The 21,414-nt window shown below is 69.1% G+C and carries 19 protein-coding genes; 11 read left to right on the forward strand and 8 right to left on the reverse strand.

Translation table 11 applies throughout. The features are described 5' to 3' along the window. Window positions 1–66: 66 nt before the first annotated feature. Window positions 67–924, reverse strand: coding sequence for a LysR family transcriptional regulator (locus tag BW39_RS15475; protein WP_043822794.1), 858 nt, complete (start codon window positions 922–924; stop codon window positions 67–69). Window positions 925–1,033: 109 nt separating this feature from the next. On the opposite strand from BW39_RS15475, the gene bla reads away from it, so the two are divergent. Next, on the forward strand, window positions 1,034–1,945 hold the full coding sequence (gene bla / locus BW39_RS15480; protein WP_012206373.1) for a class A beta-lactamase: 912 nt from the start codon (window positions 1,034–1,036) through the stop codon (window positions 1,943–1,945). Window positions 1,946–2,116: 171 nt separating this feature from the next. Here the strand turns inward: bla and argA are convergent, their stop codons facing one another. Next, window positions 2,117–3,463 carry an amino-acid N-acetyltransferase gene (gene argA, locus BW39_RS15485; protein WP_043822846.1) on the reverse strand — a complete coding sequence of 449 codons (1,347 nt, stop codon included), beginning with the start codon at window positions 3,461–3,463 and terminating at the stop codon, window positions 2,117–2,119. A gap of 283 nt (window positions 3,464–3,746) precedes the next feature. Between argA and BW39_RS15490 the strand changes: the two genes are divergently transcribed. Genes BW39_RS15490 through BW39_RS15505 form a run of 4 tightly spaced genes read left to right on the forward strand, consistent with a single transcriptional unit; the run spans window position 3,747 to window position 8,619 of the window. Continuing rightward, window positions 3,747–5,198, forward strand: coding sequence for a TolC family protein (locus BW39_RS15490; protein ID WP_043822797.1), 1,452 nt, complete (start codon window positions 3,747–3,749; stop codon window positions 5,196–5,198). Next, on the forward strand, window positions 5,195–6,244 hold the full coding sequence (locus tag BW39_RS15495) for an HlyD family secretion protein (RefSeq protein WP_043822799.1): 1,050 nt from the start codon (window positions 5,195–5,197) through the stop codon (window positions 6,242–6,244). Before BW39_RS15490 ends, BW39_RS15495 begins: the two co-directional genes overlap by 4 nt. Before the next feature lie 13 nt (window positions 6,245–6,257). Beyond that, window positions 6,258–7,472, forward strand: coding sequence for an ABC transporter permease (locus BW39_RS15500; protein ID WP_043822801.1), 1,215 nt, complete (start codon window positions 6,258–6,260; stop codon window positions 7,470–7,472). 1 nt (window position 7,473) lies between these two features. Then, on the forward strand, window positions 7,474–8,619 hold the full coding sequence (locus tag BW39_RS15505; protein WP_043822803.1) for an ABC transporter permease: 1,146 nt from the start codon (window positions 7,474–7,476) through the stop codon (window positions 8,617–8,619). A 62-nt stretch (window positions 8,620–8,681) separates the two neighbouring features. On the opposite strand, the gene BW39_RS15510 is transcribed toward BW39_RS15505, so the two are convergent. The 3 genes from BW39_RS15510 to BW39_RS15520 form a co-directional block, all read right to left on the reverse strand. Further along, on the reverse strand, window positions 8,682–9,311 hold the full coding sequence (locus tag BW39_RS15510; RefSeq protein ID WP_043822804.1) for a DUF4124 domain-containing protein: 630 nt from the start codon (window positions 9,309–9,311) through the stop codon (window positions 8,682–8,684). 78 nt (window positions 9,312–9,389) lie between these two features. Further along, on the reverse strand, window positions 9,390–10,595 hold the full coding sequence (locus tag BW39_RS15515; RefSeq protein WP_012206367.1) for an MFS transporter: 1,206 nt from the start codon (window positions 10,593–10,595) through the stop codon (window positions 9,390–9,392). A gap of 51 nt (window positions 10,596–10,646) precedes the next feature. Beyond that, a complete protein-coding gene (locus tag BW39_RS15520) occupies window positions 10,647–11,645 on the reverse strand; it encodes a LysR family transcriptional regulator (RefSeq protein ID WP_012206366.1) in 999 nt (332 codons plus the stop codon). A 76-nt stretch (window positions 11,646–11,721) separates the two neighbouring features. On the opposite strand from BW39_RS15520, the gene BW39_RS15525 reads away from it, so the two are divergent. Both BW39_RS15525 and BW39_RS15530 read left to right on the forward strand, forming a co-directional pair. Next, window positions 11,722–12,606: an amidohydrolase family protein gene (locus BW39_RS15525; protein ID WP_200871519.1), complete on the forward strand. Its 885-nt coding sequence runs from the start codon at window positions 11,722–11,724 to the stop codon at window positions 12,604–12,606. Between the two features lie 26 nt (window positions 12,607–12,632). Then, on the forward strand, window positions 12,633–13,628 hold the full coding sequence (locus tag BW39_RS15530; protein WP_043822806.1) for a tripartite tricarboxylate transporter substrate binding protein: 996 nt from the start codon (window positions 12,633–12,635) through the stop codon (window positions 13,626–13,628). 291 nt (window positions 13,629–13,919) lie between these two features. On the opposite strand, the gene BW39_RS15535 is transcribed toward BW39_RS15530, so the two are convergent. After that, window positions 13,920–15,551, reverse strand: coding sequence for a gamma-glutamyltransferase family protein (locus tag BW39_RS15535; RefSeq protein ID WP_043822809.1), 1,632 nt, complete (start codon window positions 15,549–15,551; stop codon window positions 13,920–13,922). Window positions 15,552–15,564: 13 nt separating this feature from the next. Further along, window positions 15,565–16,554 (reverse strand): Bug family tripartite tricarboxylate transporter substrate binding protein, encoded by a 990-nt coding sequence (locus tag BW39_RS15540; protein ID WP_013801719.1) that lies wholly within the window; start codon window positions 16,552–16,554, stop codon window positions 15,565–15,567. Between the two features lie 132 nt (window positions 16,555–16,686). Here BW39_RS15540 and BW39_RS15545 point away from each other — a divergent pair, with 132 nt between their 5' ends. Continuing rightward, complete coding sequence (locus tag BW39_RS15545) at window positions 16,687–17,571, forward strand: LysR family transcriptional regulator (protein ID WP_043822811.1); 885 nt, start codon at window positions 16,687–16,689, stop codon at window positions 17,569–17,571. Window positions 17,572–17,607: 36 nt separating this feature from the next. Here the strand turns inward: BW39_RS15545 and BW39_RS15550 are convergent, their stop codons facing one another. Next, entirely contained in the window at window positions 17,608–17,991 is a 384-nt protein-coding gene (locus tag BW39_RS15550) for a tautomerase family protein (protein ID WP_034395446.1), read from the reverse strand. Window positions 17,992–18,106: 115 nt separating this feature from the next. Here BW39_RS15550 and BW39_RS15555 point away from each other — a divergent pair, with 115 nt between their 5' ends. The 3 genes from BW39_RS15555 (at window position 18,107) to BW39_RS15565 (ending at window position 21,411) form a co-directional block, all read left to right on the forward strand. Then, on the forward strand, window positions 18,107–18,964 hold the full coding sequence (locus BW39_RS15555) for a LysR family transcriptional regulator (RefSeq protein WP_012206359.1): 858 nt from the start codon (window positions 18,107–18,109) through the stop codon (window positions 18,962–18,964). Between the two features lie 411 nt (window positions 18,965–19,375). Next, window positions 19,376–20,230, forward strand: a complete 855-nt coding sequence (locus tag BW39_RS15560) for an RNA ligase family protein (protein WP_043822813.1) — start codon at window positions 19,376–19,378, stop codon at window positions 20,228–20,230. A gap of 35 nt (window positions 20,231–20,265) precedes the next feature. Beyond that, window positions 20,266–21,411, forward strand: a complete 1,146-nt coding sequence (locus BW39_RS15565) for an AAA family ATPase (protein ID WP_043822814.1) — start codon at window positions 20,266–20,268, stop codon at window positions 21,409–21,411. Window positions 21,412–21,414: the final 3 nt, after the last annotated feature.

Consider the following 21,414-nt stretch of genomic DNA (forward strand, 5'->3'; position numbering starts at 1 on the left):
AGCGGCAGATGATAGCGCCGGGGCCAAAGTCAGGCGGCCTGCGGGTCTTGCCGCGGGCGTCCGTGGCTATTGCAGCTGCGCCAGCAGCCATTGCCTGAAGGTCTTGAGCGCCGCGCTGGGTGCGCGCGAGCGCAGATGGGTCAGCCAGTAGGCGCCCGTGTCCACCTCCTGCTCGAAGGGGCGCACCAGCCGGCCCTGCTGCAGCAGGTGATGGAACATGCGCGCCGGCAGCAGGGCCACGCCCGCGCCCTGGGCCGCCGCCTCGGCCAGCGTCAGCGAGGAGTCGAACATGGCCCCGCGCGCCAGCGGCGCGCTCTGGTCCAGCGTGGCAAACCAGCTCTCCCACTCCTGCAGGCGGTACGAGCGCAGCAGCGTCTGCCCGGCCAGGTCGGCCGGCTGGCGAAGGCGCTGTGCCAGGGCCGGGGTGCACATGGGCGTCAGCGGCGCGCGCAGCAGCAGCTCGGCACGCGTGCCCTGCCAGGCGCCGTCGCCAAAGCGCACGGCCGCATCCAGCCCTTCGCCGGCCAGGTCCACGCGGTTGTTGTGCGTGAGCAGTCGCAGGTCGATGTAGGGGTGCTGCTGCTGGAACTGGCCCAGCCTGGGAATCAGCCAGCCGATGGCGAAGGTGCCGACCACGCCCACGGTGAGGACCTCGCGCGGGCGCGGTTCGGCCACCTGCTGCAGCGAGTGCTCTATGCGCGCAAAGCTCTCGGCCACGGCAGGCCACAGCGCATGGCCTTCGTCGGTCAGCGCCAGGCCGCGCGGCAGGCGCCGGAACAGCGGCTTGCCCAGGCGCTCCTCCAGGTTGCGGATGTGCTGGCTGACGGCGGCCTGGGTCACGCACAGCTCGTCGGCCGCCCGCGTCAGGTTGAGATGGCGCGCGGCCGCATCGAACATGCGCAGGGCATTGAGGGGCAGTTGCATGGTGAGCTAAAAGTTTTTCTAAGGGATGCTGCCAATTATTCACGCTGGTCGCAGATTGGGCGCGGCGCTATCGTTGCGGTTGTCGATCTGCAACTGAAAAGGAAAAACAATGCAAAGACGCGATTTTCTGATGACGGGCGGCGCGGCCGCCTGGATGGCGGCCGGGCTGGCGGGCTGCGCCCTGCCATCAAAAAAACAGGGGGCTGCCGACCAGGCCTTCAGGACCGAGCTGGCGCGCATCGAGAAAAGTGTGGGCGGCCGGCTCGGCGTGGCCGTGCTGGAGGCGGAGTCGGGCGCCAGCGTGGACCACCGCGGCGACGAGCGCTTTGTCATGTGCAGCACCTTCAAGCTGCTGCTGGCCGCCCAGGTGCTGGACCGCGTGCAGCAGGGCGATGAGCGCCTGTCGCGCCGCGTGCACTACGCCAGCTCCCGGCTGGTTCCCTACTCGCCGGCCAGCGGCCCGCGTGCCGGCGATGGCGGCGGCATGACCATCTCCGAGCTGTGCGAGGCCGCCGTGGTGCTCAGCGACAACACCGCCGCCAACCTGCTGCTGGACGCCAGTGGCGGCCCGCAGGCGCTGACGCAGTGGCTGCGCGCCAGCGGCGACGAGACCACGCGCCTGGACCGCATGGAGCCCGAGCTCAACGAAGGCCTGCCCGGTGACGAGCGCGACACCACCACGCCGCTGGCCATGGTGCAAAGCATGCAGCGCCTGCTGCTGGGATCGGTGCTGGACGGCCATGGCCGCGCGCTGCTGCAGCAGTGGCTGGTGGCCAGCCGCACGGGCGACAAGCGCCTGCGCGCGGGTATGCCGGCCGGCTGGCGCGTGGGTGGAAAGACGGGCACCGGCGATCGCGGCACGGCCAACGATGCCGTCATCGCCTGGCCCACGCCGCAAAGTGCACCGCTGCTGGTGACCGGCTACCTCACCGAATGCCCGGCCGATGCGCCGCAGCGCGATGCGGCGCTGGCAGCGGCCGGCAAGGCGGCCGCACGCTGGCAGGCAGCAGTGCAAGGCTAAGTTGCGCCACCACGTCGCTTGATTTGGGCGATTTCAAAAAATTGGCGCGGCCTGAAGACGAGAGACACCGAGGAAGGGCCTGGGCCGGCCGCGCCGCCCCCGCACCGAGGGTGTCGCCGGCCGCCCGTATGCCCCCCTCGTGAGGGGGAAGGCGCACAGCGCCTCAGGGGGTTACAACTTCTTGACCAGGACCTGACTTTTGCGGTCCCAGTTGTACTTGGCCTTGCGCGCCTCGGGCAGCCAGTCGGGGTCCACGGGCTGGAAGCCGCGCTTGATGAACCAGTGCATGGTGCGCGTGGTCAGCACGAACAGGCTGTCCAGGCCCTGGGCCTTGGCGCGCTGCTCTATGCGCTTGAGCAGCTTCTCGCCATCGCCCGTGCCCTGGCTCTTGGGCGAGACAGTGACGGCCGCCATCTCGGCGGTCCGGGCGCTGGGGTAGGGGTAGAGCGCGGCGCAGCCGAAGATCACGCCATCGTGTTCGATGATGGTGTAGTGGGCGATGTCTCGCTCGATCTCGGTGCGGCTGCGCTTGACCAGGGTGCCGTCCTTCTCGAAGGGCTCGATCAGCTGGATGATGCCGGCCACGTCGTCGGGCGTGGCCTCGCGCAGCTCTTCCAGCTTCTCGTCGATGACCATGGTGCCGATGCCGTCGTGCACATAGATCTCCAGCAGCAGCGCGCCGTCGATGGCGAACGGCAGGATGTGGCTGCGCTCCACGCCGTGCTCGCAGGCATGCACGCAGTGCTGCAGGTAAAAGCCCGTGTCCGTGGGCTGCTCGGGCGTGGGCAGCTCGGCCAGCATGCGGCGGGCCGTGGCCAGCGGCAGCTCGGTGTCGATGGGGTTGGTCTCGTCGGCCGGGCCCGTGGGGTCCATGCGGATGCCCGGCACCTCGGTCATGAAGATCAGCTTGTCGGCCTTCAGCTCGATGGCCACGCGCGTGGCCACCTCTTCCATGCTCAGGTTGAAGGCCTCGCCGGTGGGCGAGAAGCCGAAGGGCGACATCAGCACCATGGCATCCATGTCCAGTGCGCTGCGGATGCCGCTGACATCGACCTTGCGCACCAGGCCCGAATGCTTGAAATCCACGCCGTCCACGATGCCCACGGGCCGCGCCGTGAGGAAGTTGCCCGAGATCACCCGCACCCGTGCGCCGGCCATGGGCGTATTGGGCAGGCCCTGGCTGAAGGCGGCCTCGATCTCGTAGCGCAGCTGGCCAGCGGCTTCCTGGGCACAGTCCAGCGCCACGGAGTCGGTGATGCGCACGCCGCGCGAGTACTGAGCCTCATGGCCCTTGGCGGCAAGCTGCTCGTTGACCTGGGGACGGAAGCCATGGACCAGCACGATCTTCACGCCCATGGCCTGGATCATGGCCAGGTCCTGGACGATGGAGCTGAGCTTGCCCGATGCGATGGCCTCGCCCGTCAGTCCCACCACAAAGGTCTGGTGTCGGAACTTGTGGATATAGGGAGCCACGGACCGGAACCAGGGGACGAAGGTGAAGTTGAAGACGGTGGACATGGTGGTCAGTCGGGGCATCGGGCCGATGCCGGGCAGAAAAAAAAGGCCTGCGGACAGGTCCGCCAGGACATGCTCGCGCAGGCAGGCGCCAGTGTAGCGGCATGGCGCGGCACCTGCGCACAGAAATGGGATGGAACGCCACGCAAATCGGCCCTGCTGCACAGTGCCGGGGGCACAAGGCACAGGACCTTGTCCGACGGGGGCCCGCCTGCAAGCCCGTGTAAGCTTCGCCACCATCGGTGAACCACGCAAGGCGCCCCCATTCATGCCATTGAGCGCTTCCATGTTTTTTCCGTTGCTTGCGCGGCCCGCGCGCCTTGTGCCGTGGCTGGCGGCGCTGGGCATGGTCGCAGGGGCGGCCCAGGCTGCAGGGGAGGCTCCGGCCTCCCAGGCTGCCGCCGCGATGAGCTTCGTGCAGGCCCGTCAGGCGCTGCTGCAGGGCTCCGACCAACTGGCCGCCTCGGCCAAGGCCGTGGAAAGCGCGCGGCTCAGACGCCAGGGTACGCAGGGGCTGGGCGGGCCTTCCGTGGCCATCACGGGCCTGGGCTACCGCTACTCGGCCAATGCCGACATCGATCTCGATCCTGCGCGGCGCACCCTGGACGGCGTCCTCGGCCAGCTGCCGCCCTCGGTGGGGCCGGCCATTCCCTCGCTGCCGCAACTGCCCACCTCCTATGCCTTGCAGCGCAAGAGCACGAATGCCTCGGCCAGCCTGTCCCTGGTCTGGCCGCTGTACCTGGGCGGCCTGTCCGATGCGGTGCGCAGTGGCCTGGACGCTGCCACCGACGAAGCCCTGGCCGATGCCGCCAGCAGCAGCCACGCCCTGCATTCGCTGCTGGTGCAGCGCTACTTCGGCGCCCAGCTGGCCGAGCGGGCCGCACGGCTGCGCGAGCGTGCGCTTGAAGGCGTGCGCGTGCATGACGCGGCCGCGCAAAGCATGCTCAAGGCGGGCGTGATCTCCCGGCTGGAGCGCCTGCAGGCCCGTGCCGCGCTGGCCGACGCCGAGCAGCAGGCACGCAAATCGCGCGACGACGCAGACCTGGCCGCAGCGGCGCTGGCGCGCACGGTCAAGGCGCAGCGGCAGGTGCTGCCCAGCACGCCGCTGTTCGTCAGCAGCCGGCCCTTGTCGCCGCTGGACGGCTTCGTCACCGCGGCCCAGTCGCACCATCCGGGTCTGGACAAGGTGCAGGCCAAGAAGCGCCAGGCCGAGTCCCTGCACGACGCGCAGGAGGCGCTGCGCCGGCCGCAGCTGCTGGCCTTCGGTTCGCGCGAGGTCAATACCAGCGGCAAGCCCAACTGGGTGGCTGGCGTGGCCGTGCGCTGGACGCTGTGGGACAGCATCGACCGCGATGCGCTGGCCGCCTCCTCGCAGCGCAAGATCGAGCAGGCCGAGCTGACCGAGGCCCAGGCGCTCAGCGACATCGCGCTGCTGGTCGAGAAGAACTGGCTGGGCGTGGAGCAGGCACGCCGCCAGTACCAGGCCCAGCAGGCCCAGGAGGATCTTGCGCGCGAGCTGCTGCGGCTGCGCGAGGCCGGCCTGCGGGAAGGCACCAGCACCACGCTGGACCTGATCGATGCCAGCCTCAATCTCGCCAAGGTCCAGACCCAGCGTGCCGAACTGGCCAACCAGTATGTGCAGGCCCTGGCCGCACTGCTGGAGAGCACGGGCCAGAGCGAGGAATTCGACCGATTCATGGCCCAGGCCGACATACAGATCCCACCCGACGCACCATGAGCACAGCCACGCCCGACCATCCCCGCAGCGCCACCGAAGCACCCGGCCCCGCGCCCGTGCCGCCGGGGCGCAGGCGCCCCTGGCTGGCCCTGGCCATCGTGCTGGCCGTGCTGCTGCTCGTGGCCTGGGGCTTTTGGCGTGCGGCGCAGCCCGCCCCCCTGTATTTCCAGGGCCAGATGGAGGCACGCGAGACCGACATCGCGCCCAAGGTCGCGGCGCGCATCGCCAAGGTGCGGGTCACCGAAGGCCAGAAGATCCAGCCTGGCGATCTGCTGGTGGAGATGGACAGCCCCGAGGTGCGCGCCAAACTGGCCCAGGCCGAGGCCGCGCGCGATGCCGCCCAGGCCCAGGCCGACAAGGCGCAGGCCGGCGCACGCCCGCAGGAAGTGCAGATGGCGCGCCTGAACTGGCAGCGCGCCCAGACGGCCGCCGACCTGGCCCAGACCTCGCTGCGCCGCGTGCAAAGCCTCTTCGACCAGGGACTGGTTGCAGCCCAGAAGCGCGATGAAGCCGATGCCAACTGGCGCGCCTCGCGCGACCAGGCGCTGGCTGCGCGTGCGCAGTATGAAATGGCGGCTTCGGGCGCGCGCCAGGAGGATCGCAGCGCTGCCCAGGCCCAGGCACGCCAGGTGCAGGGCGTGGTCGCCGAGGTGGAGGCCGCGCGTGCCGAGACCGAGCTGCGCAGCCCCGTGGGCGGCGAGGTGGTCCAGGTGCTGGCCCGCCAGGGCGAGCTGTCCCCGCAGGGCGTGGCCGTGGTCACCGTGGTGGACCTGGCCGACCAGTGGGTGGTGCTCAATGTGCGCGAGGACCAGCTTGCACGCTTTGCCCAGGGCAGCCGCTTCACCGGCCGCCTGCCGGGCCTGGACAACCGCGAGGCCGGCTTCGAGGTCTACTACCTGGGTGTGCTGCCCGACTTCGCCACCTGGCGCGCCACGCGTGCGGGCCAGGGCTTCGATGCGCGCACCTTCGAGGTCCGCGCGCGGCCGCAGCAGCCCATTGCAGGCGCGCGGCCCGGCATGAGCGTGGTCGTGGAAGGCGGCCGTTGAGCGGCCGGCGGCAGTGAGCGCGAACCCGCCCACGGCCTTTGCCGCCAGCCTGCGGCGCGAATGGCGTCTGCTGCGCGGGCGGCCCTGGGACCTGGCCATGGTCAGCTGGGTGCCGCTGCTGGCGCTGCTGCTCATGGTCTGGATCTTCTCGGCAGGACTGGTCCAGCGCCTGCCGGTCGCCGTCTGGGACCAGGACCACAGCGCCCTGTCGCGCCAGCTGGTGCGCATGCTGGATGCCACGCCGGGCCTGGCCGTGCAGTCGCAGGCGCTCAATGCCTCGGAGGCGCAATGGGCGCTGCAGTCCATGAATGCCTACGCCGTGGTGCAGATCCCGCCCGGCTTTGCGCGCGACATCAAGCGGGGCCAGGGGGCCGACGTGGTGCTCATGCACAACGCCCAACTGGCCACGCACTCCAGCCTGATCCAGCGCGACCTGCGCCAGGTGGTGGGAACGCTGTCGGCCGGCGTGGAAATGCAGGCCCGTGCCAAGCGCGGCGACCCGGCCCAGGCGCTGCGCGTGCGCATGGAGCCCATACGCACCAACCTGGTGTCGCTGTTCAACATCTCCACCAATTACGAGCAGTTCCTGGCGGCGGCGCTGATTCCCGCGCTGCTGCACATCCTGGGCATGACGGCCGGCGCCTGGTCCGTGGGGCGCGAGCTGCGCGACCGCACGCTGGGCCAGTGGATGGCCGAGGCTGCGGGCCCGGGAAAGCCCGGCTGGAGCGCCATTGCGGGCGCCTTGGCGGGCAAGCTGGCACTGTCGTGGGCCAGCCTGGGCCTGGGCGGTACGCTGGCCATGCTGTGGCTCACGGCCGGACGGGGCTGGCATCCGGGGCAGGGCGCTGCCAGCCTGGCCTGGGTGGCGCTGGCCCTGATGCTGCTGATCGCCGTGAGCCTGGCGGCCGGGGCGCTGCTGGCGGCGCTCACGCTGTCGCTGCGCACGGCGCTGTCGGGCGCGGGCCTGCTGTCGGCGCCGGCCTTTGCGTTCAGCGGCGTGGGTTTTCCGCTGCTGGCCATGCCGGATTCGGCACGTGCCTGGGCCCTGTCCATGCCCTATACCCACTATGCGCGGCTGCAGATAGAGCAGCTGCAGATGGGCGCGCCCATCGTGCAGAGCCTGCCCGTGGTGGCCGGGCTATTGCTGGCCGCGCTGGTATTGCTGCTGCTGGCCACGGCAGGCCTGGCGCGCGGCCTTTCCCGCCCCGACAAATGGGGAGGGCGCTGAGATGGCCAGGGGCTTTTCGCAAGACTTCATCAGCGCCCTGCGTGCCGTGTTCGGCGACGTGGGCGTGCTCATGCTGCTGGTGGGCGCGCCCGTGCTCTACGGCTTCTTCTATCCCTGGTTCTATGGGCAGGAGGTCGTGCAGCGCGTGCCCGTGGCCGTGGTGCAGCACGACGGCAGCGGCCTGGCACGCCAGATGCTGCGCTTTGCCCAGGCCAGCCCGCGCATCGAGGTGACCCTGGTCACGGGCGACGAGGCCCAGGCGCAGCAGGCCCTGCTGGATGGCCGCGTCATGGGCTACGCGCTGCTGCCGCGCGACCTCAAGCGCCGCGTGGTGCGCAGCGAAGAGGCCGTGGTCCCCGTCTATGCCAACGGGGCCTACCCGCTGGCCGCCAAGCAGGTGCAGTACGGCTTTGCCGAAGCCTTCGGCACGGTCTCGGCAGGCGTGGAGCTGCGGCGCCTGACGGCCGGCGGACAGAGCGCACTGCAGGCCCAGGCCAGCCGCTCGCCCGTCAACCTGCAGATGCAGGCCCTGTTCAATCCGACGGAAGGCTACGGCAGCTTCGTCGTCGCCGCCGTGGCCATCATCATCCTGCAGCAGACGCTGCTCATGGGCGGCGCGCTGCTGGTGGGAACCTGGCGCGAGCAGGGATTGGACAGGGCGCCGACACGCACCTGGCTGGCGCGGCTGCTGGCGCTGTGCACGCTGGGCTGGCTCTCGGGCCTGTACTACTTCGGCTGGATCTTCGTCTGGCACGACTATCCGCGCGGCGGCAATCCCTGGGGTGCGCTGGCGCTGCTGGCCGTCTTCGTCCCGGCCGTGGCGGGAGCGGCGGCGCTGCTGGGCTGGTGGCTGGCCAACCGCGAGCGTGCCATGCAGGTGGTGCTGTTCACCTCCATCCCGCTGGCCTTCGTCGGCGGCTTCAGCTGGCCGGCCGAAGCCCTGCCGCAACTGCTGCAGGCGCTGCGCTGGCTGTCACCCAGCACGGCCGCCATCCAGGCCTCGCTGCGCCTGAACCAGGCCGGCGCCCCGCTGGAGGCGGCGCTATGGCATCTGTCCGTGCTGCTGGCTCTGGCGCTGCTGGGCTGGGTGGCCGTGCTCTGGCTGGGCAGCCGCCGTGCGGACCTGCCGGTGGGTGGCCGCGAGTAGCCTGGTGCTGCGTCCATCACAGGCCCTCCTTGGTGGGCCCATCATGGGTTGGACGGCGCTGCTCAGTCGCAGCGAATCGTGTCGCCTTCCAGAAGGCAGATCAGCCCGTTGTAGGCGGTCAAGGTGTCGCGATACCGACGATAGAGGTTGCCTTTGATGTCGAAGCAGCTGTCTGCCTTGCACCGATCGAGCTTTACGGTGCGGGTGCCGGCGGGAGGGGTCAGGACAATCTTGGGTGGCTCCTGGAGCAAGGGCATATTCGTGCCGCAGGATGCGTTCACGTTGGAGATCTGCGCATTCATGCGCATGCGCTTTTCGCCTTCGGAGAGACTGCGGATGCTGGAGACGAATTCCAGCTCCTTGCGAGCCTGGCTGCAGCCCGGGGAGGCTGATGCAGGCGTGGGCTGCTGCGCCTGCTGGTCGATCATGCGCTGCTGGCTATCGATCTGGCGCCGCTGTGCGTCGACGGCCTGCTGGTGGTATTTGCGCTCATTGGCCTGCGCGGCCTCGGCGCGCTCCTGGAGAATCTCCGCATCCGTCTTTCGGCGCTCGATCATGCCGCCGACTTGCGCGCTGCTGCATGGACGGTCGGAGAAATTCATTTCTCCGGATGGATCCTTGCATTGATAGATCTGCGCCATGGCTGGAACTGCCAATGCCAGGCCACACAACAGCGCAATGGCTTCACGCATGGATTCTCTCCACAAGAGGTCTGGACCACGATTTCCGATGGCCTGGCATGGCGTCCGTTCCGACATGCGCTTCACACTTCAGGCCGGCGCGCCCGCGCCGCGACCCCGTCCCTGCACGGCCAGCATCAGCAGCACCACGCCCACGATGGGCAGCAGCCAGGTGTTGATGCCGTCCCAGCCGGCCGTGTGCAGCAGTTGGCCCGAGCCGAACGAGGCCACGGCCACGGTGCCGAAGACCAGGAAGTCATTGAGAGCCTGCACCTTGGCGCGCTCGGCAGGGCGGTAGCACTCGGTGACCATGGCGGTGGCGCCGATGAAGCCGAAGTTCCAGCCCACGCCCAGCAGCACCAGGGAGCCCCAGAAGTGCAGCAGCTCCAGCCCCATCAACGCCATCAGGGCCGAGGCGGCGATCATCACCAGCCCCAGCGCCGTGATGCGGCGCTTTCCAAAGCGCGCGATCAGCCGGCCCGTGAAGAAGCTGGGCGCGAACATGGCCAGCACATGCCACTGGATGCCCAGCGCCGCCTCGCCCACCGTGTGGCCGCAGCCCACCATGGCCATGGGCGCGGCCGTCATCAGAAAGGCCATGAGGCCGTAGCTGACCACGCCGGCCGAGGCCGCCACGATGAACTGCGGCGTGCGCGCAATCTCGGCCAGCGGCCGGGCCTCGCCCGCCACGGCGCGGGCCTGGGGCGGCGGCAGCTTCAGGCCCAGCAGCAGCGGCAGGGCCAGCAGGGCGAGCACGGCCTGGCTGTAGAAGCTGCCGGCGAACGGCGTCATGGGCAGGGCGTCGCGCGTCCAGATCACCACCTGCGGGCCGATGATGGCCGCGATCAGCCCGCCGATCATCACGCGCGAGATGGCGCGCGCCTGCTCGGCGGGGTCGGTCATGGCGTCGGTGGCGGCAAAGCGGTAGCTCTGCACGCAGGCCGCGTAAAAGCCCGCCAGCGCCGTGCCGATGCAGAAGGTCACGAAGTCCGATTGCGCAATGCCCTGGGCCGCGATCACGCCCGAGACCACGCCCAGGATGGCACCCAGCACATAGGCCGTGCGCCGCCCCATGCGCTGCATCAGCCAGGCCGCAGGCAGCGTGGACAGCGCCAGGCCCAGCTGGTAGATGCTGACCGGCAGCGTGGTGGCCGTGGGATTGGTGGAAAGCTGCTGGCCGACCAGGCCGCCCAGCGAAATGATGATGGGCGGCGACGCGCCCCCCAGCGATTGCGCGGCCACGAGCAGGCCGAGGTTGCGGCGCTGCAGCGCTGGAGTGTGTTGTTCTGGTGTCATGGCTTGTGCGGCGGAAAGACCGCATCTTCACCGAAAAGCATGAGGGCTGGGTTAAGCGTTGTTCCGTGTGCCAGCCCTGTCCAGGCGCTGCTGGAGCAGGGATTTGCTGTACGCCTCCTGGAAGATCTGGTGGATCAGCTCCCTGAACCATTTGTGCCCCGCGTCATGGTCGTTGCGCGGATGCCAGACGGCGTCGATGGACAGGGCCAGCTCGGGCAGGGGCATGGGGCGCGCCACGCAGTTGGAGCCGGACAGCACGCTGTGCATCCAGTGCGCGGGCATGGCGGCCACCAGGTCGGTGGATTCGATGACGGGCACCATGCCCAGCCAGGTGGGCACCTGGAACATCACGCGCCGCGCCAGCCCGCGCTCGGCCAGGAGTTCGTCCACGATGCTGCTGCCCACGCCCGTGACCTTCAGGTGGCCTTGCTCCAGGTATTTCTCCAGCGTGAGAGGGGAGGCGGCGGCCGGATGGTCCTTGCGCATCAGCACCATCCACTGGTCGTCCAGCAGGCGGCGTGACGCCGACAGCACCGAGCGACCGCGCGAGACGGACAGCCGTATCTCCACGCCTTCGTACTCGACGCGGTCCGAGGGCTGGCGGCCGTCGAAGGACTGCACCGACAGGCTGATGCCCGGCGCCACCGCACGCAGATGGATGCACAGCTGCGGGAGCAGCAGCACGCCCACGTAGTCGGACAGGCGCAGGTGGAAATTGCGCCGCGCCGTGGCCGGATCGAAGCCCTTGCTGACCTCGATGGCGCTTTCGATCTCGCTGAAGGCCTTGCGGAAGCTGCGCGCCAGGCGCACGGCCTCGGGCGTGGGCGACATGCCTTCTGCCGTGCGCAGCAGCAGCGGGTCGTTGAACTGGGTGCGCAGCCGGCGCAGCGCATGGCTGACGGCCGAGGAGGTGATGCCCAGCCGCGCGGCGGCCTTGCCCACGCTGCGTTCTTCCACCAGGGCCTCGAAGATCACCAGCAGGTTGAGGTCGATGCTGCGCAGGTTGACCGGAGCCCGAGGCGCGCCGTCTGCATGTTGAATGCTGTTCATTTTGATGATGACAAAGATGAGCTTGACTGAATTTTACGTGCGTCACGACAATGCACCAGCTTTGAAATGAATGCCCATGAATTCACCCAGTTTCAACCGCTGTGCCGGTGATTGCGACGCAGTCGAAAATCCAGCGGAACAATATCTGTTTCCAGAAAATTCCTGCGATACCCATTTCCATGTATTTGGTCGTTCCGATGATTTTCCGTTGATTGCGGAACGCGCCTATACGCCGGCTGTCGCGTCCATGGACGATTATTGGAAGGCCTTTCGCCCATTGGGCGTGGACCGCTGCGTTCTGGTCCAGCCCAGCGTGTATGGCCGCGATCACGGCCTTCTCAAGCAGACGCTGCGCCATGCCGAATCGGGCCGCATGCGTGGCGTGGCCGTGATCTACGAGGACACGCCGGATACAGAGATCGAAGCGCTGCACGCCCTGGGCGTGCGCGGCGCTCGGTGCAATGCGCTGTTTTCGGGCGGGGTCTCCGTCTCCAGCCTGCGGGCCGTGGCCGACCGCATCCGGGGCCTGGGCTGGCATGTGCAATTGCTGGTGAACGTGGATGAAGACCCTGGCCTGGCGCAGCGCGTGGCCGACATGGGCGTGGCCGTGGTGGTGGATCACTTCGGCCACCCGTCGCGCCAGCTGGGCGCCGGCGGGCCGGGCAGCCGCAATCTGCAGGCGCTGATGAAGGAAGGCCGGGCCTGGGTGAAGTTCTCGGGCGCCTACCGGATATCGGCAACGGCATCGGCCGTGGACCCGGCCGTGGTTCCCATTGCACATGCCCTGGTGCAGGCCAATCCGCACCGGATCGTATGGGGGTCGGACTGGCCGCATCCCGGAATAAAGGCCCGTTCGAATTCCGCTGGCGAATTGGCGCAGGCATTGGTGGATTGGGTTCCAGAGGAATACAGGCGCACGGTATTGGTCGATAACCCCGCGCGCCTGTATTGGGGTCATTGATTTTCAAATAGCAGGAGACAGAGAAAATGAATCGAATCACATCGGGCCGCAGAGGCTTTATCCGCACGGCGGTATCTTTCGCGGCGCTGGCTGCGGCATCGGCTGCATCGGCAGTGCAGGCGCGCGCATTTCCCGCCAAGCCGCTCACGCTGGTCGTGCCCTTTGCGCCGGGCGGCAATGTGGACATCGTGGCCCGCACGCTGGGCATTCCGCTGGCCCGGCATGCGGGGCAGTCCGTGATCGTGGACAACCGTGCGGGTGGCGGTGGTGCCGTGGGCTCGGGCTGGGTGGCGCGCGCCGAGCCGGACGGGCATACGCTGCTGGTGGCCACGCCGGGCCAGTTGGGCACCTTGCCCGAGATGATCAAGCTGCCCTACCGCGCCGACAGCTTTGCGCCCATTGCCGTGGTCAGCCGCACGCCCGTGGTCGTGGTGGTGCGCGCCAACGACGCGCGCTTCAAGACCGCTGCCGATTTCATCAAGGCGATGAAGGCCAAAGATGGCAGCGTGACCGTGGGCCATGCCGGGCCGGGCTCGCCCAATCACCTGGCCGTGCTGCAGCTGGAAGATGCCGTGAAGGTGCGCGTCAATCCCGTGCCCTACAAGGGATCCGGGCCGGCCCTGGTCGATTTGATCGGCGGGCAGATCGACGCCGTGGTGGACCAGATCACCAGCTCCACGCCGCATATCAAGAGCGGCGCCCTGCGCGCGCTGTTCGTGCTGGGGCCGCGCGCCGGGGGCGGGCTGGCCGATGTGCCCGACCTGGCCCAGCTGGGCCTGCCGGTGTTCGATGCCACCACCTTCGTGGGCGTGTTCGCGCCCAAGGGTGCGCCCACGGCCAGCGTGGACAGCCTGTATGGCTGGATCTCCCAGTCTGTGGCCGACTCGGAGTTCAGCCGCCTGATCCGCGAGCTGGGCAGCGAGCCCTTCCCGGCCAGCGCGGCCGTGCTGCAGCGCCTGGTCAGCGAAGAGGCCGCGCTGGCGGCGCGGCTGACCCGGCAGGGGCGTCTGCGCGCGGAGTAGCCGCCGCGCGCACTTTCCCGTTCCGCTAGGGCCTGTTCACACTAATGCAGGGATCGCGTTGCCCGGCTGCGGGGTCGTATGCAAGGCGCACGTGCGCAGCAAGGCCCGTGCCTTGCAAGCGCGTGCAACGCCGCAGACGGCCCCGCAGCCGGGCAACCCGAAGGGAAGCTGCCTGCCAGCCCGCCACTCGGCGTTGCGCTCCTTGTGCGTGTGAGCACACGCACGGCGTCGCGCGCCTTGATTGGCGGGCTGGCAGGCAGCTTCGCGACCCCACATTAGTGTGAACAGGCCCTAGTACCCGGCCGCCAGCCCGTCGCGGCGCGGGTCGCTGGCGATCTGGTAGCCCTCCACGGCGGGATCGCCCATGCGCCAGATGAACTGGCCGGCGCCGAAGTCCTGGTAGGGGTCGTGGATGACCTCCACCTGGTGGCCCAGCGCCTGCAGGCCGGCGATGGTGGCCGGCTCCATGCCGCCTTCCACGTTGATGGCCAGGCCTTCGTTGACGCGCCAGCGCGGCGCATCGCAGGCCGCCTGGGGCGACTGGCGGTAGTCCAGCATGCGCACCACAGTCTGCATGTGGCCCTGGGGCTGCATGTTGCCGCCCATGACGCCGAAGCTCATCACGGGCTGGCCGTCGCGGGTCAGGAAGGCCGGAATGATGGTGTGGAAGGGGCGCTTGCCCGGGCCCACCAGGTTGGCGCGGTTGGGGTGCTGGGGGTCGGTGCCGAAGCCGTGGCCGCGGTTTTGCAGGCTGATGCCGAAGGTCGGCTCCACCACGCCCGAGCCAAAGCCCGAGAAGTTGCTCTGGATGAAGCTGACCATCATGCCGTTCTCGTCGGCCGCCGTCAGGTAGATGGTGCCGCCGCGCACGGGGTTGCCGGCCTTGAAGTCCTGCGCACGGCGCGGATCGATGAGCCTGGCGCGCGAGGCCAGGTAGGCGTCGTCGAGCATCTGTGCGGGCGTCACCTCCATGTCCGCGTCGGCCACGTAGCGGTAGATGTCGGCAAAGGCCAGCTTCATGGCCTCGATCTGCAGATGCTGGGAGGCCACGCCATCCACGGGCAGGCTGGCCAGGTCGAAGTTGGACAGAATGCCCAGCGCGATCTGCGCGGCAATGCCTTGCCCGCCCGGCGGGATCTCGTGCAGCGTGTGGCCGCGGTAGTCCTTGGCCAGCGGCTGCACCCATTGCACCTCGTGCGCGGCCATGTCGGCCATGCCCAGGCAGCCGCCGTGCTGCTGCACGAACGAGGTCACGGCCCGGGCAATCTCGCCCTCATAAAAGGCCTTGCCGCGCGTGGCGCCAATGGCGCGCAGGGCGCGCGCTGCGGCGGGGAAGCGGAACAGCTCGCCCACTTCCGGCGCGCGGCCTCGGGGCAGGAAGCTTTCCCTGAACCCCGGCTGCGACTGCAGCTCGGGCGCGCCTGCGGCCCATTTCTGCTGGACCACGGGCGGCACCAGGTAGCCGCGCTCGGCGATCTCGGCGGCCGGCTCCATCAGTGCGTCAAAGGGCAGCTTGCCGAAGCGCTCGTGCAGGGCCACCCAGGCGCTGACGGCGCCCGGCACGGTGATGGAGTCCACGCCCCGGCGCGGCGGCTTGTCCTGGCGGCCATAGCGCTGGTGGAAGTACTCGGGCGCCCAGCCCTGTGGTGCGCGGCCGCTGGCGTTGAGCCCGTGCAGTTCCTTGCCATCCCAGAGGATGCAGAAGGCGTCCGAGCCCAGGCCGTTGCTCACCGGCTCGACGATGGTCATGGCCGCCGCCGCCGCAATGGCCGCGTCCACCGCGTTGCCGCCTGCCCACAGCATGCGCAGGCCGGCCTGCGCCGCCAGCGGGTGGGAGGTGGACACGGCATTGCGCGCGAACACGGGCACCCGCCTGGAGTCGTAGGGGTTGCCGGGAGTGAAGGGAGAGGAAGAGGCGTGCATGAAAGAACCTGCCTCAGTCGGCGGTGATGCCCATGGTCTTCACGTCACGGCTCCAGCGCGTCAGCTCGCGGTCGATCTGCTGCTTGAAGGACTTGGGGTCGCTGGTCTCGGGGTCCAGGCCCTGGGCCTCGAACTGGGCCTGCACTTCGGGGCGCTCCATGATCTTGCGCACTTCCTGGGCCAGCCGCTCGACGATGGCCGGGTCCGTGCCGCCCGTGGTGAACAGGCCGTACCAGGACGTGAAGGCATAGCCGGGCAGGCCGGCCTCGGCGACAGTGGGCACGTTGGGCAGGTTCTTGACGCGCTGCTTCGTGGTCACGGCCAGGATGCGGGTCTGGCCGGTCTTGGCCGAGGTGATGGCGGGCGGAATGCCCGAGAAAATGGCCTGCACCTGGCCGCCCGACACATCGGTGATGGCCGGGCCGTTGCCGCGGTAGGGCACGTGCACCAGGTTCACGCCGGCCTGCTGCGCAAACAGCGCGCCGGCCAGGTGCAGGGTGGAGCCGTTGCCCGACGATGCGTAGTTGATGCTGCCCGGCGCCTTGCGCGCGGCCTCGATCATTTCCTGCACCGTCTTGTAGGGCAGGGCGGCGTTCACCAGCAGCGCGTTGCCGGACTCGGCCACCAGGGTGATGGGCTCCAGGTCCTTGCGCGGGTCGAACGACAGCTTCTTGGCCAGCACGGGCGCCACGGTGTTGCTGCCGATGGAGCCCAGCAGCAGCGTGTAGCCGTTCTTGGGCGCCTTGGCCACCACTTCGCTGGCGATCAGGCCGCCCGCGCCGCCGCGGTTCTCCACCACCACGCTCTGGCCCAGGCGCTGCTGCAGCTCCTTGGCCAGGATGCGGGCCACGATGTCGTTGGCGCCGCCGGCGGCAAAGCCCACCATGATCTTCAGCGGCTGCGAGGGCCAGGCATCGGCGGCGGGTGCGGCCCAGCCGGGCGTGGCGCAGGTCAACAGGGCGGCGCAGCAGACGAGCAGGCGACGGGACACGGGTGCAGGCATGGAGATCTCCAGAAATCCGGGAAGTGGGAGGGTGCGATCAGGACGATCGGCTATCGGTTGCCAGCGATTTTGATGATAGAAACTGTTTGGTGAAAGCTGGAATTTCTTACGAATCTTGAAAGCAAAACTTTTATGCCAAGCCTGCGCATTCTTCGCACTTTTCTGGCCGTGGCGGCGGAGGGCTCCTTCACTGCCGCCGGACAGCGCGTGGCGCTGACCCAGGTGGCCGTGGGGCTGCAGATGCGCACGCTGGAAAACGACCTCAAGCGCAAGCTGTTCGCGCGCCAGGGCAAGCTGGTCACGCTCAACGAGCAGGGCCGGGCGCTGGTGCCCATTGCCACCCAGCTGGTGGCGCTGTACGAGCAGGCCAAGCACGGCACGCGCGCCGACGCACCGCTGGCCGGCACCGTGCAGTTCGGCTCCATCGTCTCGGCGCTGAGCCAGCTGGTGCGCGCCACGCTGGAGCTCAAGCGCCACCATCCGGCGGTGGACCTGCATGTGGTCTCGGGCAAGTCCAACCGGCTGATCGCCCAGGTGGAGAACCATGAGCTGGATGCGGCCGTGGTGGTCTACAACCCGGCCATCAAGCGCCCCTCGCTGGTGTGGACGCCGCTGTATGCCGAGCCCATGGTGCTGCTGGCGCCGCGCGCCGCCCGGCCCGCGGCACCCGCCGACATGGTGGAGCGCTATCCCTTCATCCGCTTCGACCGGACCGAGCACACGGGCGAGCTGGTGGAGCGCACACTGCGCCGCCTGCGTGCCAAGCCCCAGGAGTTCCTGGAGCTCAACTCCATCGAGACCATCGTGGAGCTGGTGCGCGACGGCATGGGCGTGGCCATGCTGCCCAATCTGGCGCGGCATGGCTGGGAGGGCGACCCGCGCCTGCGCGTGCTGCCCATTGCCCAGACTGCCGAGAGCCGGCAGATCGCCCTGGTGCAGCTGCGCACGGCGGCGCGCGCCGAGATCATCACCGCCGTGGGTCAGCAGTTCGTGGCGGCGCTGGCGGTGCCGGCCTGAGCGCGGCGCTGTGGGTGTTGCGCCGATCCGCGTGTCTTAAGTTGCGTATTGCGCGAGCCCGTGGCCCATGGACCAGTTCTCCTTGTCCACCTCGACCAGGTTGACGAACACGTCCTCGGGCCGCAGGCCAGGGCTTTCGACCAGCAGCTCGGCGATGCGGCTGAACAGCGCCTTCTTCTGCTCCAGGCTGCGGGTGTTGCTGACCGTGAGCTGCACCAGCACCAGATCGTCGCTGCGCGCCACGCCCAGGTAGGAGGCGCCGTAGCGGAAGTTGTCGCCGTCATGCTCGGTGATGGTCATGAACTGGTCGTCCTCCGGCACGTTGAAGGTCTCGCGCATGGCGCGGTAGAGGCTGTCGCAGATGGCCTGGCGGTAGGCGGGGGACTTGCCGGCGCGCATGTTGATCCGGGTCATGGGCATGGTGTGGCTCCGTTGCGTTGAGTTGCGTTGCTTTGCGTTGTGGGAGCCTCGAAGGTAGGCCGTGCCAGCTATTTTGAAAAGCCATGATTGCTGATATCAGTAATAATGAATTGCAATGATTCAACGACCCCTTGACCTGGATGCCGTGCAGAGCTTCGTGCACATCGCGGAGCTGGGCAGCTTCACGCGCGCGGCCGAAGCCATGCAGACCACGCAGGCCGCAGTCAGCCTCAAGCTCAAGCGGCTGGAGCAGCGGCTGGGCTGCAGGCTGGTCGAGCGCACGCCGCGCCACGTGCAGCTGTCCGCGCTGGGTGCCGACTTCCTGCCCCATGCGCGCGAACTGTTGCAGGCCCATGAGCGCGCACTGGCGCTGGCCGTCAGCACGCGCCAGCGGCTGACCATCGGCATCAGCGACCATGTGGCCGGGCCTGAGCTGCCGGCACTGATCGCCCGCATGAATGCGCAGGACCCGCAGCTGCTGATCGACATCCGCATCGCATCGTCCGGCCCGCTGCTGCAGGGGTTTGACCGGCGTGAGTACGACACGGTGATCGTTCGCACGCATGCCGGGCGTGACGACGGCGAGCTGCTGGCCGAGGAGCCTTTCGGCTGGTTTGCCGCGCCCGGCTGGCAGCACCGCGCGGGCGAGCCCCTGCCGCTGGCCACGCTGGCCGAGCCCTGCGGCGTGCGCGCCATGGCCGGGCAGCTGCTGGATACGGCGCGCATGCCGTGGACCGAGGTGTTCGTGGGCGGCGGCGTGGCCGCTGTCTCGGCCGCCGTCATGGCGGGGCTGGGCGTGGCCGCGCTGGCGCCGCGCATGCTGGCCCTGGGCGCCGTGGACGTGGGCCCGCGCCTGGGCCTGCCCACGCTGCCGCGCCTGCCCGTGCTGCTGCACACCCGCGTGCGCGAAGGCCGGCCGCGCGCGGCGCTGGATGCGCTGGGCGCCGCCTTCAAGTCCGCCGTGCGTGGCTAGCAGCCAACAATCGGCCCGGCATGGCGCGCAGCCGCTTGTGCCTGCGGGCCAACGGGCGATAGACTCGCACCCCTCCCATCCACCCTCACCCTTTCGAGGTGCACCATGCCCCGCCGCACAGCTTCCTGCTGAACGACTTCGTCACACGCTGATCCTGGCCTTGCCACGGATGTCTTTTGCGTGTGCGCTGCGGTGCGTGGCCTTTTGAGGGCTTGCGGCTGACCGTCCGGTTTGCGGACGGCCCCGACAGTCCTGCCATCTTCCCCTTCGACAGCCTGCCGGCCCGGCCACCACGGGCCAGGCCGCGCTGTCGCTGCATCCCCTGCATTGCGGCGCCTGGCGTCGTCGTCGGCTTTTCCCGCCCCATGGCATGTCGCCGTGGGGTGCTGCATCGTTTTCGGAAAGCACGACATGACCCCATCCATTGCCCAAGGCGCTCACTTTCTTTCGAGCGTCGAGATCCTCAAATACCCCCGCACGCCGCACCTGCGCGGCTCGCGCCTGCAGTCCGGTGACCAGGACGACGCCGTGCCCTATGAGCGGCTGGCCGGCCGGCACATCGTCGTCGAGGAAAAACTCGACGGCGCCAACGCCGCGCTGAGCTTTGCCGGCGACGGCCAGCTGCTGCTGCAGTCGCGCGGCCACTACCTGGACAGCGAGCGGCCCGGCGGGCGCGAGCGCCAGTTCAACCTCTTCAAGCAATGGGCCCAGGCCCATGAGGGCGCGCTGCTGTCCCTGCTGGATGACCGCTACCAGGTATTCGGCGAGTGGATGTATGCCAAGCACTCGCTGTTCTACGACGCGCTGCCGCACTGGTTCTGCGAGTTCGACATCTGGGACCGCTCGGCGCAGTGCTTCCTGGATACACCGCGCCGCCATGCCCTGCTGGCCGGCGTACCCGTGGTCTCGGTGCCCGTGCTCTACAGCGGGGCGGCGCCCCGGCGCATGCAGGACCTGCTGGCGCTGCTGGCCCCCTCGCTGGGCCGCAGCGCGCGCTGGCGCCAGGCCTTCGAGCAGGTGGTGGTCCGCCAGAAGCTGGACCTGCCGCTGTGCTGGCGGCAGACCGACGGCTCCGAGCTGGCCGAGGGCCTGTACCTCAAGGTGGAGGAGGACGGCCAGACCGTGGCGCGCTACAAGTTCGTGCGGCCGGACTTCGTGCAGGTCATCCTCGATTCGGGCTCGCACCACATCGAGCGGCCCATCGTCCCCAACGGGCTGCGCGAAGGCGCAGACATCTTTGCGGCCGATATTTCAAAAAGCTGGTGAGGCCTGCAGCGCAGACCCATCGCAAGGAGATTTCCATGACGAACTGGAAACAGATCCAGTCCCTGGTGCCGCAGCCCGGCGCCGACCCCGACTTCGCGGCCTGCCTGGCCGCCTTCCCCCAGCTGGAGCAGGCCAAAACCACGCCGCAGGACCCGGTCTACCACGCCGAAGGCGATGTCTGGACGCACACGCAGATGGTGGTGCGCGAGCTGCTGGCCGCCCCCGACCATGCGGCGCTCACCGCCACCGAGCGCGAGACGGTCTTCCTGGCCGCGCTGCTGCACGACGTGGCCAAGTGCTCGACCACCGTGGTGGGCGAGGACGGCCGCATCGGCCAGCCTGGCCACTCGCGCCGGGGTGCGCTGGATGCGCGGCTCATGCTCTGGGAAGCCGGCGCGCCCGTGGACCAGCGCGAGGCCATCTGCCGGCTGATCGCCGTGCACCAGGTGCCGTTCTTCGCCTTTGCCGATTCGCGCCGCGGCCTCTCGCCCGAGTTCATCGTGCGCGAGCTGTCCTGGCAGGTGGACCTGCACCTGCTCACCCTACTGGCGCGGGCCGACATGCGCGGGCGCATCTGCCCGGACATTGCGTCCGTGCTGGTCAACATCGAACTGGTGCGCGAGTTCGCGCTGGAGGAGGGCTGCCTGCGCACGCCACGCCGCTTTGCCTCGGCCGAGACGGCGGTGCGCTACTTCCGGGGCGCGCAGCTGCATCCCGACTATGCGCTGCACGAGCAGGCCGGCTCCCGCGCCATCGTCATGTGCGGCCTGCCGGCCAGCGGCAAGAACACCTGGGTGGCGGCGCACCATGGCGACCTGCCCGTGGTCTCCTTCGACGATGCGCGTACGGAGCTGGGCCTGCGCCACGGCCAGAACGAGGGCGCGGCCGCCCACCATGCCGTGGACAAGGCCAAGGCCCTGCTGCGCGCGGGCCAGCCCTTTGTCTGGAATGCCACCCACCTGTCGCGCCAGATGCGCGGCAAGACCGTGGACCTGTGCCTGGCCTACGGCGCCCGCGTGGAACTCGTGCACCTGGAAGCCAGCCGCCCAACCCTGCTGGCCCGCAACCGCGCGCGAGACACCACGCTGACCAACGCGGCTCTGCTCGGCCTGCTGCAGCGCTGGGACGTGCCTTTGCCTACCGAGGCGCATGCGCTGTCGTTGCTGGTCAATGAGGGATAGGTC

The sequence above is a fragment of the Delftia sp. RIT313 genome (genome assembly GCF_000632165.1).
GTDB classification, from domain to species: Bacteria; Pseudomonadota; Gammaproteobacteria; order Burkholderiales; family Burkholderiaceae_C; genus Comamonas; species Comamonas acidovorans.